This window comes from Streptomyces sp. NPDC047841, from assembly GCF_040704085.1.
GTDB lineage: Bacteria > Actinomycetota > Actinomycetes > Streptomycetales > Streptomycetaceae > Streptomyces > Streptomyces argyrophylli.
In genome coordinates this window covers 20,159-36,794 of sequence record NZ_JBEYRP010000021.1, presented here as the reverse complement: position 1 = coordinate 36,794, position 16,636 = coordinate 20,159, and the positions used below count along the sequence as shown (strand labels likewise).

The following is a 16,636-nucleotide window of genomic DNA, read 5'->3' as shown; positions in this document are numbered from 1 at the left end:
CGTTCACCCGCCGGTGGCGCCGGGCAGGCCGAGTTCACGGCCGCGGTAGAAGCCTTCGCGCTCCTCGGCGACGAAGGGGGCCATGGCCGCCCGCCGGCGCCCCTCCGCCTCGGAGGCGCGCCACGCGTCGCACGCCTCGCGGGAGGCCCAGAACGACACCCCGGTGATCTCCCGTCCGTCCTCGGACCAGTACGCGTAGGCCCGGTGCAGGCCCTGCGGCGCGGGCTCCGGGCGCCACGCCCGCTCGAAGTCCTCCAGCGTGCCCGGCTGAAGGCGGCGCGTCGTCACCCACACGTAGTGCTCCTGCATGGCGGCTCCCTCCGTACCCGTTCGGCTCGCCCCCTCCCAGGGTCACCGTAGGCCCGACGCGCCGCTTCCGCCGCCCGGCCGCCACCGTCCGGCCCGGGTCGGGACCGCCCGGGTCAGGACCGGTGCGGCCACCCGGGGTCCCGGCCGCTGAAGGCGACGGCCCGGTCCAGCGACGGCGCGTTCGCGGGGACCGGGACGACCGGGCCGAAGGCGCCGTTGCCGCGGCCGGGGTCGTCGGCCGCCGCGCGGAGGAAGGCGAGGGCCGAGTCGAGGGCGGCCGGGTCCGGGGCGTACTCCCGGCCGGTGGCGCGGGCCAGGTCCCAGCCGTGGATCACCAGCTCGTCGGCGACGACGGCGCCCGCGAGCGCACCCGGCAGGTCCACCCCGCCGGCGCGGGTGCCGCCGGTCCAGGCGGCCGGGTCCCGCCAGGCGTCGGCCAGCTCGTCCAGCGCCTTGGGCAGCTCCTCGCGCCAGCCGGGGCCGAGGTCCCGGGCGGCGGCGTCCGGGCGGGTGTCGGTGGTCGCGCCGAGGTCCTTGCGGGCGGCGTCCCGGAAGGCCACGGACAGCGTCAGCAGGTGGCCCAGCAGGTCGCGCACCGCGTACTGCGGGCACGGTGTGGCGGCGGTGAGCTGCTCGTCCGTCACCGATCCGGCGAGCCGCGCCACGATCCTGGCCTGCGGGCCGAGGTCCACCTGGGTCATGGTCACTCCTTCGGGGTCGTGCTCCGCGTACGAAGGGCTGACCGGCGGGCCCCGGGAAACTCATCGGTGCGGCGCAGCGGCTCCCACGGCGCGCGGCCGCCGCCGAGGCACCAGACGGCGATCACCGGGTCGCACAGCGCGCAGCCGAACGACGAGTCGTGCGCGAAGGGGATGATCGGGTGGCCCTTGAGCTGGTGGACGACGTCCCACGCGGTGTGCAGCAGCCAGCCGACGCCGATGAACGCCCACGAGTCCAGGCCCTTGAAGGCGACGCAGGTGGCGAGCGCCGTGAACGCGAACTCCCAGCCGCCGAGGCCGCCGCCGCTGAGGTAGGCGGCCCCCGCGCCGGCGACCATGACCGCGTTGAGGCGGCGCCGGTGGGGTTCCGGGACGAGGGACATGAGGGTGACGTAGAGCAGACCGACGAGAAGGGGGGCCAGGTAGCGCATGCGGTCGACGGTAGGTTTCCGGGCCCCGGCGCCCCAGGGGCTCCAGTGCCAGGTTCCGACGGATTGTCGCCGTCACGCCGGTGGCCGTCCGCCGTGTCTAGGTCACCTGCCCGATCCGCGGCCCCCCGCCTTAGGCCCACGATGAGCGGGCATGACGACTTCCTGGACCGTCGCCCGCGTGCTGCGGGACCGCAACGCGGGGCTGTGCCTCACCGGCCTGGTGGTATCCGCCTTCGGCACCTCCTCGCTGTGGCTGGCGTCGGGTGTGTGGGTGAAGGAGCTGACCGGCTCGGACGGGCTGGCCGCCCTGTGCCTGCTCGCGATGTGGGCGCCCGCCCTCGCCGGCCCGGCGCTCGGCACGCTCGCCGACCGGTTCCGCCGCAGGCCCCTGCTCATCACGGTGAACCTGGGCCTCGCGGCGCTGCTGCCCGTCCTGTTCGCCGTCGGCTCCCCCGGCCGCCTGTGGCTGCTGTTCGCCGTCCTGGTGGTGTACGGCGCGGCCGGCGCCGTCCACGACGCCGCCGAGTCGGCGCTGCTGACCGCGGCGGTCGGCCCGGAGCTGCTCGGTGACGTCAACGGGCTGCGGATGACGCTCACCGAGGGCATGAAGCTCGTCGCCCCGCTGACCGGGGCGGGCCTCTACGCGGCCTGGGGCGGCCCGGCCGTGGCCTGCCTGGACGCCGTCACCTTCCTGCTCGCCGCCGGGCTGTGCGGCCTGCTGCGGGTGCGTGAGGAGCGGCCCGTCCGGTCCGGCGACGGCTGGCGGAGGCAGACCACGCAGGGCGTCCGGCACCTGTGGGGCCACCCCGTGCTGCGCCCGCTGCTCCGGGCGGGCGGTACGGCGATGCTCCTGACGGCGCTGAGCGGCACCACGGTGTACGCCGTGGTGGACCGCCTCGGCCACTCCCCCGCGTACACCGGCGTGCTGTACGCCGCCCAGGGCGCCGGTTCTGTGGCGGCGGGGCTGCTGGCCGGGCCGGCGCTGCGCAGGCTGGGCGGGCGGCGGTTCGCGGCGGCCGGGATCGCGCTGACCGGGGCCGCGGTGGTGGCACGGGCCGTGCCGTGGGACCCGGTGGCCCTGGCCACCAGCGTGGCGTGCGGCCTGGGTCTGCCCTGTGTGCTGGTCGCCGCGCTGACGGCGGTGCAGCGGGAGACCCCCGGCCCACTGCTGGGGCGGGCGACGGCCACCGCCGGCACGCTGCTCTTCACCCCGAACGTGCTCGGCCTCGCCGTGGGGGCCGGCCTGGTCGAACTGGCCGGCCCCGGGCTGCTGCTGCCGCTGTACGGCTTGGCGCTCCTGCTGACGGCCGCGCCGCTGGCCCGGCGCACCGCGAGCGCGACCGGGTCCCCGGAGTGAGGGGGCCGCGCTCCACGGCCGTTCAGCGCGCCGCCAGTGCCTCCCGGACCGCCGCCAGGTCCGCGTCCGACGCCAGCCCGGCGTGGTACAGCCGCAGTTCCGTCGCTCCTTCGGCACGCGCGCGTGCCGCGTCCGCCGCGAGGGTGGTGGGGCTGCCGCCCAGCCCCGCGACGACCGTGAGGTTGGCGGCCAGCACCGTGCCCTCGCGCGCCTGGGCGGCGAAGGGCGCCAGCAGGGCCGTTCCGCCGGTGCAGGGCACCACCACGCCGTCGGCCAGGGACAGGATGTGGGCGGGGTCGACGCCCACGTTGGCGCCGCAGTGGTACGGGACCGGGTCGGCGTGCAGCAGGATCTGGAAGCCGTCCGGTGCGGCGGCGCGTACGGCGGTGACGGCCTCCTCCTGGAGGGTGCGGGCGGTGGTGTCGCGCCACGCGCGCGTGGCGGCCGCCGTGTCCCCGCCGAGCAGCTTCTCCACCGTCGGCCAGCCCTCGTCGTCCGCCGCGCCCCGCCACAGCGGCTCCAGCGCGCCGCGCACGGCCCCGGCCAGCGCGTCGGCGTCCAGTCCCCGCTCGCCGTAGCCGGTGCGGCAGGACGGGCAGAAGCACAGGGACATCAGGTACTGCCCGGCGTCCCCGAGGCCGACGCCTGCGGTCTTGTCGTGGGCGTGCAGGTGCTGGAGCCCGTACCAGCCGAGGGACTCCAGTTCGGTGCCGCGCGCGCCGGGGCGCACGGCGGCCTCGGTGGCCAGGTCGACCAGGTACGCGCGCGTGGCGGGCTGGGCGACGCAGGGGGCCCACGGGTAGCGGTCGCCGTAGGCGTTGACGACCGAGGTGTCCGGGTGTTCGGCGCCCAGGCGGGAGTTGTGGGCGAGGACGACCCAGGTGTGCACCTCCAGGCCGGCCGCGGCGAGGGCTTCGGCGGCCTCGCCGTGGGCGTTGCCGGGGGCCCAGCGGCCGGCGGGGTAGGGCCGCAGGCCGCGGCCCGCCCAGCGGTCGCCCGGCGGGTAGAGGACGGCCGCGTACTCGGCGGTGACGATGCGGTGGCGGGGGTGGCGGGGGGTGAGGGCGCGGGTGGAGTGGTAGGCGGAGGCCAGGGTCACCTGCTCCACACCGAGTCCGGCGATCCGCTCCGGGGCGGCGGGGTCCCCGTTGACGTCCCAGGGGTAGACGAACGCCGACGCCTTCACGCGTCCTCCCCCGGCAGGGCGTGGCCGTGCTCGCTCACGCGTCCTCCTCCAGCAGTTCGTAGCCGCGTTCGATGAGCCGGGCGAGTTGTTTGACGTGTTCCTCGGCGGGCTCGTGCAGCGGGGGCCGGACCTCGCCGACGTCGAGGCCGCGCAGCCGGACCCCGGCCTTGACGAGGGAGACGGCGTATCCGCGGCCCTGGGCGCGCAGTTCCACGAACGGGCGGTAGAAGCCGTCCAGGAGGCGGTGGGCGGTGGGCAGGTCGTCCGTCCGCAGGGCCCGGTGGAAGGCGAGGGCGATCTCCGGCGCGAAGCAGAACACCGCGGAGGAGTAGAGGGTGATGCCGAGGGCGCGGTAGGCGAGCTGGGTCTGCTCGGCGGTGGGCAGGCCGTTGAAGTACAGGAAGTCGCCGGGCACCTCGGTGCGGACCGCGCTCACGACCCGCTGCATGAGGTCGAGGTCGCCGAGGCCGTCCTTGAGGCCGATGACACCGTCGGTGCGGGCCAGTCCGACCACGGTCGCCGGGGTGAAGACGGCGTTGTCGCGCTGGTAGACGATGACGGGCAGGTCGGTGGCGGCGGCGACCTCCCGGTAGTGCCGCAGCAGGCCCTCCTGGCCGGCGAGCACGAGGTAGGGCGGCATGGCGAGGAGGCCGTCGGCGCCCGCACCGGCGGCGATGCGCGCGTAGCGGACGGCGAGGGCGGTACCGTAACCGGCGCCCGCGACGACCGGGACGCGCCCCTCGGCCGCCTCGACGGCCGCCTCGACGCAGGCCTCGAACTCCTCGGGCAGCAGTGCGTGGAACTCCCCGGTGCCGCAGCAGGCGAAGACGGCGGCGGCACCGGCCGCGACACCGTGGCGCACATGGGTGCGGTAGGCGTCCAGGTCGAGCGAGCCGCCGGGGCCGTAGGCCGTGACGGGGAAGAACAGCGGCCCGCGCGGATCGCTGAGCCGTTCGGTCAGAGGGGCTGGCGTCACGGACTCTCCCTTGAGACACGCCGGTACATGTTTCTGATCCACGTCCATATTTCTGAACGTGACCACGCTAAACGGCCGTGTCGCGGCGGGTCAAGCACGCAAACTCGCACGATCGGGAGCGAATTCCCCGACATCACGCGACACTTGACGGTGCCCGGTGAACTCTCTAGCGTGTCCACGTATGTGAATACTGGCCACAAGGAGAACCGAGGATGCCCGCTCCCCGCACGATCCTGCTCACCGGCGCCGCCGGCGGGCTCGGCACCCTGATGCGGTCCCTGCTGCCGGAGTACGGCTACACGCTGCGCCTGCTCGACGTGCGCCCCGTCGAGGGCGAGCCCGACGCGATCACCGCCGACCTCGCCGACGAGGAGGCGCTGCGCGAGGCCGTACGGGGCGTGGACGCGGTCCTGCACCTGGCGGGGATCTCCCTGGAGGCCCCGTTCGAGAAGATCCTCAGGTCGAACATCGAGGGCACCTACAACCTGTACGAGGCCGCCCGTCTCGCGGGCGTGCCGCGGATCGTCTTCGCCTCCTCCAACCACGCCGTCGGCTTCACCCCCGCCCCGCGCGCGGGCGAGCCGCTGATCCCCGTCGACACCCCGCGCCGCCCGGACACCTTCTACGGCCTGTCGAAGTCCTTCGGCGAGGACCTGGCCCAGCTCTACTGGGACAAGCACGGCCTGGAGACCGTCTCGGTGCGCATCGGCTCCTGTTTCCCGGAGCCCACCAGCGTCCGCATGCTGTCGGTGTGGATGAGCCCGGCCGACGGCGCCCGGCTCTTCCACGCGGCCCTGACCGCCGAGCGGGTCGGCCACACGGTCGTCTACGGCTCCTCCGCCAACACCCGCCTGTGGTGGGACCTGAGCACCGCGCGGGCACTCGGCTACGACCCCCGGGACGACTCCGAGCCGTACGCCGCGAAGCTCATCGCCGAGCAGGGCGAGCTGGACCCGGAGAACCCGGCCCACGGCCACCTGGGCGGGCACTTCGTGAACGACCCGCCGATCTGGCCGTACTGACGCTCCGCCGGCTCCCCGGGGGCACCGGCGGCCGGAAACGACCGTCTCCGCGCGCGGGCGGGCACCGAACGGGCCCGCCCGCCGCCGTGTCCGGGCATCCGCCGTGCCCGATCCCACCCCGCCCCGGACACCCGCGCAGGTCCGCGACGGGCACGGCCCGCGCGAAGCGGGCACAAGCGGGCAGTATCGGGCCCGCAACAGACCTGGTCAGCGCCGCGCGCCGACGGTAGAACTTCCCCCATGGGCCCGAACGGGCAGGTCCACAGGGAAGTGGGTGACGACATGACCACCAGGACGGCGGAAGAACGCCAGCGCGAGATCGTGCGGGCCGCCCGCGCCACCGGCTCCGTGGACGTCACCGCGCTCGCCGCCGACCTGGGCGTGGCCAAGGAGACCATCCGGCGCGATCTGCGCGCCCTGGAGGACCACGGCCTGGTCCGCCGCACCCACGGCGGCGCCTACCCGGTGGAGAGCGCCGGGTTTGAGACGACCCTCGCCTTCCGCGCCACCAGCCACGTGCCCGAGAAGCGCCGGATCGCCGCCGCGGCGGCCGAACTGCTCGGGGACGCCGAGACGGTCTTCGTCGACGAGGGCTTCACCCCCCAGCTCATCGCCGAGGCGCTGCCCAGGGGCCGGCCGCTGACCGTGGTCACCGCGTCCCTGCCGGTCGCGGGCGCCCTGGCGGAGGCCGACCAGGTCTCCGTGCTGCTGCTCGGCGGCCGGGTCCGTCCGGGCACGCTGGCCACCGTCGACCACTGGACGACGAAGATGCTGGCCGGCTTCGTGATCGACCTCGCCTACATCGGGGCCAACGGCATCTCCCGCGAACACGGCCTGACCACCCCCGATCCGGCGGTCAGCGAGGTGAAGGCGCAGGCCGTCCGGGCCTCCCGCCGCACGGTCTTCGCGGGCGTGCACACCAAGTTCGGCGCGGTCAGCTTCTGCCGGTTCGCGGAGATCGGCGCGCTGGAGGCGATCGTGACCAGCACCCTGCTCCCGGCCGCCGAGGCCCACCGCTACTCCCTGCTGGGCCCGCAGGTCATCCGGGTCTGATTCCGCGATCCGTCCCCCTCCAGGGGTGCTCCGCACCGTCGGGCGCCCCTTATGTCCCCCTTCCCCCCTTCCTCCAGGAGCGATCCATGCGCACCCCGAGCCGACGGAGGCCGCGAGCCACGCTCGCCCTGGCCGCCGCAGGGACGCTGCTCGCCCCGCTGCTCTCCGGCTGCTGGGCCGGTGCCGGCGGGACCGGTTCCGGCGGCGACTCCATCAACGTCCTGATGGTCAACAACCCGCAGATGACCGAGTTGCAGAAGCTGACCGCCGCCCACTTCACCAAGGACACCGGCATCAAGGTCAACTTCACGGTCCTGCCCGAGAACGACGTCCGCGACAAGATCAGCCAGGACTTCGCCAACCAGGCCGGCCAGTACGACGTGGCCACCCTGTCCAACTACGAGATACCGATCTACGCCCGCAACGGCTGGCTGCACGAGATGAACTCGTACGTCGCGAAGGACCCGTCGTACGACGAGCGGGACGTGCTCAAGCCGATGCGCCAGTCCCTCACCGGCGACGACGGCAAGCTCTACGGACAGCCCTTCTACGGCGAGTCGTCCTTCCTCATGTACCGCAAGGACGTGTTCGCGGCGAAGGGCCTGACCATGCCCGAGCGTCCCACCTGGCAGCAGGTCGCCGGCCTGGCCGCGCGGGTGGACGGTGCCCGGCCGGGCATGCGGGGCATCTGCCTGCGCGGGCTGCCCGGCTGGGGCGAGCTGATGGCACCGCTGACCACGGTCGTCAACACCTTCGGCGGCACCTGGTTCGACACGGACTGGAAGGCACGGCTGGACGCCCCAGCGTTCGAGAAGGCGACGAAGTTCTACGTCGGCCTCGTCCGCGAGCACGGCGAGTCCGGCGCCGCCCAGTCCGGCTTCGCCGAATGCCTGAACAACATGACCCAGGGCAAGGTCGCCATGTGGTACGACGCCACCTCCGCGGCCGGACTGCTGGAGGCGGCCGGCTCCCCGGTCAAGGGCAAGCTCGGCTACGCCCCCGCCCCCGTCGAGCGCACCGCGTCCTCCGGCTGGCTCTACACCTGGGCCTGGGGCATCCAGCAGGCGTCCCGCAACCCCGACAAGGCCTGGAAGTTCGTCTCCTGGGCGTCGGGCAAGGGGTACGAGCGGCTGGTCGGCGAGACCAGCGGCTGGTCGAACGTCCCGGCGGGCAAGCGGGCGTCGACCTACACCAACGCCGACTACCGCGAGTCGGCCGCCGCGTTCCAGGAGATGACCAAGGAGGCCATCGAGAGCGCCCGGCCGAACGACCCCGGGGTGCAGCCGCGGCCCGCGCCCGGCATCCAGTTCGTCGGCATCCCCGAGTTCACCGACCTCGGCACCAAGGTCTCCCAGGAGATCAGCGCGGCCATCGCCGGACGCCAGTCCGTCGACGCGGCCCTGAAGAAGTCTCAAGCACTCGCCGAGAAGATCTCCAAGGAGTACGAGGGACGATGACAGCGACGACCACGGCCCCCCTCGCGGCCACACCCGCACGCACGGTCGGCCGGCCCCCGGCCCGGCTGCGCGCCTGGGCCACCCGCGCCCCGCTCCTGCCGGCCCTCGTGTTCATGATCGTGGTGACCCAGCTGCCCTTCGTGGCCACGCTGGTGATCTCCTTCTTCGACTGGAACGCCCTCTACCCCAAGGCCCGCCGCTTCACCGGCCTGGACAACTACCGCCAAGTGCTCACCGACGCCGGCCTGCGCCACTCGGTGTGGACGACCGTGCTGCTCACGGCGGCCGTGGTGCTGGCCAGCCTGGTCATCGGGCTGGCGCTGGCACTGCTGCTGGACCGGCGGTTCCGCGGCCGGGGCATCGTCCGCACGCTGCTCATCGCGCCCTTCCTGGTGGTGCCGGTGGCCGCCGCGCTGCTGTGGAAGCATGTGCTCTACAACCCCGAGTACGGCTTGCTCAACGGGTTGCTGCACTATGTGGGCGGGCCACAGCCGGACTGGGTCTCCCGCACCCCGCTGCTCGCGGTCGAGGCCTCCCTGGTATGGCAGTGGACGCCGTTCATGATGCTGATCCTGCTGGCCGGGCTCCAGAGCCGGGACCAGCAGCAGATCGAGGCCGCGCGGGTCGACGGCGCGAGCGACTGGCAGATCTTCCGCCACCTGACCCTGCCCCACCTGCGCCGCTACCTGGAACTGGGCGCGCTGCTCGGGTCGATCTACATCGTCCAGAACTTCGACGCGGTCTTCACGATCACCTCCGGTGGCCTGGGCACGGCCAACCTGCCCTACACCGTCTACCAGAGCTTCTACCAGGCCCACGAGAACGGCCTGGCCTCGGCCGCCGGCGTCCTGGTCGTCATCGGCTCGATCGTCATCGCGACCTTCGCCCTGCGCGTGGTGTCGTCCCTGTTCCGCGAGGAGGTGTCCCGCGCATGACCGCCGTACTGCGTCGTAACGGACTCGGCCTGGTGGCCTGGCTGGCCGGCATCGTCTTCTTCCTGCCCATCGCGTGGATGGCCCTGACGTCCTTCCACTCCGAGGCGGACGCGGCGACCAACCCGCCGTCCTTCACCGCCTCGCTGACGCTCGACGGCTACCGCGAGTTCTTCGGCACCGGCGGCGGGGCGAGCCCGTGGCCCGCGCTGGTCAACTCCACGGTGGCGTCGGTCGCCTCGACGCTCCTGATCCTGCTGCTGGCCCTCCCGGCGGCCTACGCGCTGTCGATCCGGCCGGTGCGGAAGTGGACCGACGTCCTGTTCTTCTTCCTGTCCACCAAGATGCTGCCGGCCGTGGCGGGCCTGCTGCCGGTCTACCTCTTCGCCAAGAACGCCGGGATGCTCGACAACATCTGGCTCCTGGTCGTGCTGTACACCTCCATGAACCTGCCGATCGCGGTGTGGATGATGCAGTCCTTCCTCGCCGAGGTGCCGGTCGCGGTCATCGAGGCGGCGCGGGTGGACGGCGCCCGGCTGCCGGTGATCCTCGCGCGCGTGGTGGCCCCGATCGCGCTGCCGGGCATCGCCGCCACCGCCCTGATCTGCTTCATCTTCAGCTGGAACGAACTGCTGTTCGCCCGGGTCCTGACGGGCGTGATCGCCGAGACCGCCCCCGTCTTCCTGACCGGCTTCATCACCAGCCAGGGCCTGTTCCTGGCCAAGGTGTGCGCCGCGTCGCTCGTCATCTCCCTGCCGGTGCTCGCCGCGGGGTTCGCCGCCCAGGACAAACTGGTCCAGGGCCTGTCGTTGGGAGCCGTGAAATGAAGGCCGCCGTCATCGAGTCCGTGGGCCGAGCCGTCGTCACCGAGGTGCCCGACCCGACGCCGGGCCCCCGCGATGTGGTCGTCGAGGTCGCGGCCTGCGGCCTGTGCGGCACCGACCTGCACATCCTTCAGGGCGAGTTCGCGCCCAAGCTGCCGATCGTCCCCGGGCACGAGTTCGCGGGCGAGGTCGTCGGCGTCGGCACCCAGGTCACCGAGGTGGCCGTCGGCGACCGGGTGGCCGTGGACCCCTCGCTGTACTGCCACGAGTGCCGCTACTGCCGCACGGGCCACAACAACCTGTGCGAGCGGTGGGCGGCGATCGGCGTGACGACGGCGGGCGGCGCGGCACGGTACGCGGTGGCGCCGGTCGCCAACTGCGTGAAGCTGCCCGACCACGTCCGCACCGAGGACGCGGCCCTGGTGGAGCCCCTGTCCTGCGCGGTGCGCGGCTACGACGTGCTGCGGGCCCGCCTGGGCGCCCACGTGCTGATCTACGGCTCCGGGACCATGGGCCTGATGATGCTGGAGCTGGCCAAGCGGACCGGCGCGGCGAGCGTGGACGTGGTCGACGTCAACCCGGCCCGCCTGGAGACGGCCCGGCTGCTCGGCGTCTCGGGGGCCGCGGCGAACGCCGACGAACTGGACCGCCCGCGGGGCTGGGACGTGGTGATCGACGCGACCGGCAACGCGGCGGCGATCCAGGACGGCCTGGACCGGGTCGCGAAGGCGGGCACGTTCCTGCAGTTCGGGGTGGCGGACTACGCGACCCGCGTGACGATCGACCCGTACCGGATCTACAACCAGGAGATCACGATCACCGGCTCCATGGCGGTGCTGCACAGCTTCGAGCGGGCGGCCGAGCTGTTCGCGAACGGCGTGCTGGACCCGGGCGTCTTCATCAGCGACCGGATCCCGCTGGAGCGGTACCCGCAGGCGCTGGAGCAGTTCGCGGCGGGGGTGGGCCGGAAGATCGTGGTGGTGCCCTGAGCCGATGGGGGGCGGGACCCTGAGCCGATTAGGGGGTGGGTAAGGGAACGGTAAAGCGGTGTCGTTCGTTCTCCCGGCATGACAGCTATGACCCCTGGCTCGAACATCCCTCTCCCGGCCGCGCGCGTGACCGTGGACGTCTCCGCTCCGGTGCGGCTCGACGTGTCGGGCCTGCTGCTCACCGGTGACGGCAAGGTGCGCTCCGACGACGACTTCATCTTCTACAACCAGCCCACGGGGCCCGGCGTGGCGTACCGGTCGGGAGGCGGTACGGCGCCGGACGCGGTCACGGTCGACACGGCCGCCGTGCCGCCGGAGATCGAGAAGATCGTCGTCACCGCCAGCCCGGACGCGGCCGGCCAGACCTTCCGGGGCATCGAGCCGACGGCCACGGTCCGGGACGCCGACGGCGGTGCCGTGCTGGCGACGTTCACCCCGCCGCAGCTCGGCGACGAGACCGCGCTGGTGGTCGTGGAGATCTACCGCCGGGGCGACCAGTGGAAGGCGCGGGCCGTCGGGCAGGGGTACGCCAACGGGCTCGCGGGCATCGCGACCGACTTCGGCGTGACGGTGGAGGAACCGGCCGCGGCTCCGGCCGCACCGGCCGCACCGCCGCAGCCGGCCGCACCGCCGCAGCCGGCCGCCGCCCCTGTGGCCGCTCCCCCGCAGCCGGTGGCACCGCCGCCCGCTCCCGCGCCGGGCGCCGGGAAGATCAACCTGGACAAGGGCCGGGTCAGCCTGCAGAAGAACCAGACGGTGTCCCTCATCAAGGGCGGCCGGCCGCTGCTGTCCCAGGTGCGGATGGGCCTCGGCTGGGAACCGGCGTTCCGCGGCAAGGACATCGACCTGGACGCCTCGGTCATCGCCTACGGCCCGCAGCGCAACCACATCGACAGCTGCTACTTCGGCAAGCTGACGATCCTGAACGGCGCGATCCGGCACTCCGGGGACAACCTGACCGGCGAGGGCGGGGGCGACGACGAGGTCATCACGGTCGACCTGGGCCGGCTGCCCCAGGAGGTCACCGGTCTCGTCTTCACCGTGAACTCCTTCTCCGGGCAGAAGTTCACCGAGATCGCCAAGGCGTACTGCCGTCTGGTCGACGCCTTCTCCGGCGAGGAGCTGGTCCGCTTCGACCTCACCGGCACGGAGGCCCGGACCGGCGTGTTGATGGCCAAGCTCATCCGCCAGTTCTCCGGCGAGTGGGACATGACGGCGCTGGGCGAGTTCGTGAAGGCCCGCACCGTACGGAACATGGTGGAGCCGGGGGCACGGGCTCTGTAAGCCCGCGGCGACGGTGGCGCGCGGGCCCGCGGCGGTGTGCGGCGGGCCCCCGCGCCGGGCCGGCCACGGCGGCGCCTCAGCCGGCCCGCAAGCCCTCCGTCAGCAGCTCCAGGTACCGCCGGATCTCCCGCTCCCCCGCCCCGGCGAGCTCCGCCGCCGAGGTCACCCCGTGGGTCAGGCGCAGCACGTCGATCGGCTCCACGTCCCGGCGCAGCGTGCCCTCCGCCTGCGCCGCCTGCACCAGCCGGGTCACCGCGCCGTGCACCACGGTCCCGCACGCCGTCAGCGCCGCCGCGCCGCCGTGCTCCGTCACCGCCGAGCCGAGCAGGGCCCTCATCCCCCGCACCTGGAGGGAGCCCACCGCCAGCTCGTACAGCCACTCCCCGAGCGCCTCGCCCGGCGGCCGTTCACCCGCCAGCTCGTCGGCGCGTACCCCGAACGCCTCGATCCGGTCCACGTACGCCGCCTCCAGCAGCGCCTGCCGGGTCGGGAAGTGCCGGTAGAGGGTGCCCGAGCCGACACCCGCCCGCTTGGCGATGTCGTCGAGCGACGCGTTCTCCCCGTGCTCCGCGAAGGCCTCGGCCGCCGCCTTCAGCAGCCGCGCGTAGTTGCGCCGGGCGTCGGCGCGCATGGGCCTGCCCTGCGTCATCCACTCACTCCTCGCGAACCGGGGACCGTCTCCGCAGGGTATCCGGCGCAGGCGTCCCGGCGCCGGTCCCGGCGGGAGGCACGCAGCGGCACGCTCGCGCCCCGGACGCGGCGGGAGACGCCGTGCGGTGGGACGGCGGCGGCCCGGCGTGGCATCCCCACGCCGGGCCGTCGCTCAGCGCCGACAGGAGTTCGACGACAGGACCTAGCGGACCTGCCGCTTCCAGGGACCGGTGATGGCGAGCATGATGCCGGGCGTCTGGATGTTGGCGAAGAGGGTCTTGCCGTCGGGCGAGAAGGTGACGCCGGTGAACTCGCTGTACTCCGGCGCCTCGGCGGTGCCGATGTTCAGCTCGTTGCGGGCGATCGGGTACGTCCGGCCGCTGTCGGTGGCCCCGAACAGGTGCTGGACGCCCTCGCCGTCCTCGGCGATGACCAGGCCGCCGTACGGGGAGACGGTGATGTTGTCGGGGCCGTCGAAGGCGCCGTCCTCCGCCGGGTCGGGGTTCACGCCGAGCAGCACCTTCAGCGTCAGCGTGCGGCGCTTGGGGTCGTAGAACCAGACCTGGCCGTCGTGCTGGACCGGGCTCTCCTGGCGGGCGTAGGAGGAGACGACGTAGACGCCCCCGTCACCCCACCACATGCCCTCCAGCTTGCGGGCGCGGGTGACCTGGCCGTCGGTGAACTGCTTGCGCACCGAGACGGTCCTGGCGTCACGGTCGGGGACGTCCACCCAGTCGACGCCGTACACGGTGCCGATCCTGGTGGCGCGGGACAGGTCGTCCACGAACTTGCCGCCGGAGTCGAAGCACTTGAACGCCTGGAGCACGCCCGCGTCGTCGGCGAGGGTGCGCAGCTTGCCCCGGCCGTGGCGGAAGCCCTCCGGCGGGGTCCAGCGGTAGAACAGGCCGTTGGGGCCGGAGGCGTCCTCGGTGAGGTAGACGTGGCCGCGCTTGGGATCGACCACGACGGCCTCGTGGGCGTAGCGGCCCAGCGCCTTGACCGGCTTGGGGTCGCGGTTGGCCCGGCGGTCCTCCGGGTCGACCTCGAAGACGTAGCCGTGGTCCTTGGTGAAGCCGTTCTTGCCGGCCTTGTCCTCGGTCTCCTCGCAGGTCAGCCAGGTGCCCCAGGGGGTGCTGCCGCCGGCACAGTTGGTGGCGGTGCCGGCGATGCCCACCCACTCGGCGACCTCGCCGCCGTGGCGGACCTCGACGACGGTGCAGCCGCCGGCCGCCGCCGGGTCGTAGACCAGGCCCTCGGTGAGCGGCACCGGGTGCGGCCACTGGGCGCGGGCGCCGGCCAGCTCGTGGTTGTTGACGAGGAGGGTGGTGCCGCGTGGGCCCTCGAAGGTGGCCGTGCCGTCGTGGTTGGACGGGGTGAACTCGCCGGACTCCAGCTTGGTCCTGCCGCTGTACGTGATGATCTTGTAGGAGAAGCCGGCGGGCAGGGCGAGGATGCCCTTGGGGTCGGCGATCAGCGGGCCGTAGCCGACGCCGTGGTGGTGGCCCCCGTGCGCGGACTCGGCCTCGGCGCTCCCGGCGTCCGTGGCGGCGAGGGCGTTCGGCGCGGTGGCGAGGGCGCCGACGCTGCCCGCCAGGGCGACCCCGGCACCGGTGATCGCGGATTTCCTGGCGAAGTCCCTGCGGGTGAGCGACATGGTGTCTCCTGTGACGACGGTGATAGTGCCGTGGAGGGTGGGGGCCTCGGTTCGGCGCACACGCTCCCGCCCACTCGTGAACGCGAGTTGAACGCCGGACTACTACACCGGTCCTTGTTCAAGAATCCGTACGCACTACCCCATCGCCAGCAAAAGGCACCGGCCCGGCCCGCGACCGGCCGGGCTCTCAGCCCCCGTGCTGGGAGCGCGCCTTGAACGCCGCCTTGCGCGCCTGCTTGGCCACCTTCTTGTCCGGGTGCAGCCGCCCCATCGCGTCCAGCACCTCGGCGGTGGCGGGGTGCTCCACCCGCCAGGCCGCCGCGAAGAACCCGCTGTGGTGGGCGGCCAGCCCCTCCACGAGGGCCTGGAGCTCCTCGGAGTTGCCCTCGGCCGCCAGCTGTGCGGCCAGTGTGTCGACGGTCAGCCAGAACACCATGTCCTCGGAGGGTGCCGGCACCCCGGCGGCACCCCGCTCGCTCAGCCACACCCGGGCGAGACCGCCCAGCTCGGGGTCGTCCAGCACCTCGCGCAGCGCGGGTTCGGCCTCCGCGCCGACCAGCGACAGCGCCTGCTGGCAGCGGAGCCTGCGCAGCGGGGCCCCGGCGTCCGCGCCGCGCGCCGCCGCCAGCAACTCCCGTGCCGCCGCGAGCGGTTCGCGCCGGGCCAGCCACTGCTCGGTCTCGGCCCGGGCGGCGGACTGGCCGAACCGGGCGGTGCCGTCGAGCAGGACGTCCGCGCCCTTGTCGGCCAGGTCACCGACGGCCGGCGCCTCGAACCCGGCCTCCAGCAGCCGTGCCCGCAGCCCGTACACGCCGAGCGGGGTGAGGCGGACCATGCCGTAGCGGGCGACGTCGGTGTCGTCCACGGTCGCGGCGGGCTCCTCGTCGGTGTCGGCCATCAGCGCCTCGTCCACCGGCCGGTAGTCCACGAGTCCGACCGGCTCGAGCACCCGGAACTGGTCGTCCAGCCGCATCATCGCGTCGGAGACCTGCTCCAGGACGTCGTTGGTCGGCTCGCCCATGCCGTCGGGCACGAGCATGGAGGCGGCGAGGGCGGGCAGCGGGACGGTGCCGTCGCCGGGGCCGTCCTCACTGACGGTCACCAGGTAGAGGTTGCCGAGGACGCCGTCGAGGAACTCCGCCTCGGCCTGCGGGTCCCAGCCGAGTGACGAGAAATCGACCTCGCCGCCCTCGTCCAGCGCGTCGACCAGGCCGTCCAGGTCGGGGACGGCCGCGTCGGCGATCACGGTCTCCAGCGCGGCCAGCCACACGGTGAGCACGTCCCGCGGGGCGCCGCCGGTGAGCAGCCCCAGCTCCTCGCCGGCCCGCACGGTGCCGGCCTCCTCGTCCACGATCTCGACCAGACCGGCGTCCACGGCGATCCGCCAGGCCTCGCTCGCGCAGGCGGCGGCGTCGTCACCGCTCAGTCCGAGCAGTTCCACGGCGGCCGGCAACTGCTCCTCGGCCAGCCCGCCGCCGGCGTCGACGCGGGTGCCGGGCCCGGCCCAGCGGGCGAGACGGGCCGCGCGGGAGAGCAACGGCGTGGACAGCGCGGCGCGCGCCAGCTCCGCTTCGGGATGCAGCCGTACGGGCGGCAGGGGGGAGCTGTCTGACATCGGCTGGTTCTCCTCGGACCGTGAACGGACTCAGCCGCTCAGCCTAGACGGATTTCCACCCATGCCGCCCGGTTCATCTCACCGTAAGCGGCCGTCCATGGCCGAAACCTTGACAACTCCGGGGGCCAGGCAGGAGATTGACGCGCGTAGAAGTGGGGGGACAACTGTTCACTCGGC

The 16,636-nt window shown here is 73.5% G+C and carries 16 protein-coding genes; 8 read left to right on the top strand and 8 right to left on the bottom strand.

What is annotated here, in order from left to right:
• Positions 1-3 precede the first annotated feature (3 nt).
• The 3 genes from AB0947_RS31030 to AB0947_RS31020 form a co-directional block, all read right to left on the bottom strand.
• Complete coding sequence (locus AB0947_RS31030; RefSeq protein WP_366753677.1) at positions 4-309, bottom strand: hypothetical protein; 306 nt, start codon at positions 307-309, stop codon at positions 4-6.
• Positions 310-422: 113 nt separating this feature from the next.
• On the bottom strand, positions 423-1,010 hold the full coding sequence (locus tag AB0947_RS31025; protein ID WP_366753676.1) for a TIGR03086 family metal-binding protein: 588 nt from the start codon (positions 1,008-1,010) through the stop codon (positions 423-425).
• A gap of 2 nt (positions 1,011-1,012) precedes the next feature.
• Positions 1,013-1,459 (bottom strand): DUF6010 family protein, encoded by a 447-nt coding sequence (locus AB0947_RS31020; RefSeq protein ID WP_366753675.1) that lies wholly within the window; start codon positions 1,457-1,459, stop codon positions 1,013-1,015.
• A gap of 151 nt (positions 1,460-1,610) precedes the next feature.
• Between AB0947_RS31020 and AB0947_RS31015 the strand changes: the two genes are divergently transcribed.
• On the top strand, positions 1,611-2,816 hold the full coding sequence (locus tag AB0947_RS31015; RefSeq protein ID WP_366753674.1) for an MFS transporter: 1,206 nt from the start codon (positions 1,611-1,613) through the stop codon (positions 2,814-2,816).
• Between the two features lie 22 nt (positions 2,817-2,838).
• Here AB0947_RS31015 and AB0947_RS31010 read toward each other — a convergent pair whose 3' ends face one another.
• Positions 2,839-4,002: a hypothetical protein gene (locus tag AB0947_RS31010; protein ID WP_366753673.1), complete on the bottom strand. Its 1,164-nt coding sequence runs from the start codon at positions 4,000-4,002 to the stop codon at positions 2,839-2,841.
• A gap of 34 nt (positions 4,003-4,036) precedes the next feature.
• A complete protein-coding gene (locus tag AB0947_RS31005) occupies positions 4,037-4,978 on the bottom strand; it encodes a 5-dehydro-4-deoxyglucarate dehydratase (RefSeq protein WP_366753672.1) in 942 nt (313 codons plus the stop codon).
• Positions 4,979-5,190: 212 nt separating this feature from the next.
• Between AB0947_RS31005 and AB0947_RS31000 the strand changes: the two genes are divergently transcribed.
• From AB0947_RS31000 to AB0947_RS30970, 7 genes are all read left to right on the top strand, one after another.
• The gene (locus AB0947_RS31000) at positions 5,191-6,000 is read left to right on the top strand and encodes an NAD(P)-dependent oxidoreductase (protein WP_366753671.1); all 810 of its coding nucleotides are present in this window, start codon (positions 5,191-5,193) and stop codon (positions 5,998-6,000) included.
• A 282-nt stretch (positions 6,001-6,282) separates the two neighbouring features.
• Positions 6,283-7,053 (top strand): DeoR/GlpR family DNA-binding transcription regulator, encoded by a 771-nt coding sequence (locus tag AB0947_RS30995; RefSeq protein WP_366753670.1) that lies wholly within the window; start codon positions 6,283-6,285, stop codon positions 7,051-7,053.
• Positions 7,054-7,139: 86 nt separating this feature from the next.
• Positions 7,140-8,510, top strand: a complete 1,371-nt coding sequence (locus tag AB0947_RS30990) for a sugar ABC transporter substrate-binding protein (RefSeq protein ID WP_366753669.1) — start codon at positions 7,140-7,142, stop codon at positions 8,508-8,510.
• Positions 8,507-9,445, top strand: coding sequence for a sugar ABC transporter permease (locus AB0947_RS30985; protein WP_366753668.1), 939 nt, complete (start codon positions 8,507-8,509; stop codon positions 9,443-9,445). Before AB0947_RS30990 ends, AB0947_RS30985 begins: the two co-directional genes overlap by 4 nt.
• Positions 9,442-10,269, top strand: coding sequence for a carbohydrate ABC transporter permease (locus AB0947_RS30980; RefSeq protein WP_366753667.1), 828 nt, complete (start codon positions 9,442-9,444; stop codon positions 10,267-10,269). The genes AB0947_RS30985 and AB0947_RS30980 overlap by 4 nt, the downstream gene beginning before the upstream one ends.
• Positions 10,266-11,255 (top strand): zinc-dependent alcohol dehydrogenase family protein, encoded by a 990-nt coding sequence (locus AB0947_RS30975; protein ID WP_366753666.1) that lies wholly within the window; start codon positions 10,266-10,268, stop codon positions 11,253-11,255. The genes AB0947_RS30980 and AB0947_RS30975 overlap by 4 nt, the downstream gene beginning before the upstream one ends.
• 87 nt (positions 11,256-11,342) lie before the next feature.
• Complete coding sequence (locus AB0947_RS30970) at positions 11,343-12,539, top strand: TerD family protein (protein ID WP_366753665.1); 1,197 nt, start codon at positions 11,343-11,345, stop codon at positions 12,537-12,539.
• A gap of 76 nt (positions 12,540-12,615) precedes the next feature.
• Here the strand turns inward: AB0947_RS30970 and AB0947_RS30965 are convergent, their stop codons facing one another.
• From AB0947_RS30965 to AB0947_RS30955, 3 genes are all read right to left on the bottom strand, one after another.
• Positions 12,616-13,188: a helix-turn-helix domain-containing protein gene (locus AB0947_RS30965; protein ID WP_366753664.1), complete on the bottom strand. Its 573-nt coding sequence runs from the start codon at positions 13,186-13,188 to the stop codon at positions 12,616-12,618.
• A gap of 204 nt (positions 13,189-13,392) precedes the next feature.
• On the bottom strand, positions 13,393-14,844 hold the full coding sequence (locus tag AB0947_RS30960; RefSeq protein WP_366753663.1) for an alkaline phosphatase PhoX: 1,452 nt from the start codon (positions 14,842-14,844) through the stop codon (positions 13,393-13,395).
• A 187-nt stretch (positions 14,845-15,031) separates the two neighbouring features.
• A complete protein-coding gene (locus tag AB0947_RS30955; RefSeq protein ID WP_366753662.1) occupies positions 15,032-16,459 on the bottom strand; it encodes a hypothetical protein in 1,428 nt (475 codons plus the stop codon).
• Positions 16,460-16,636 lie beyond the last annotated feature (177 nt).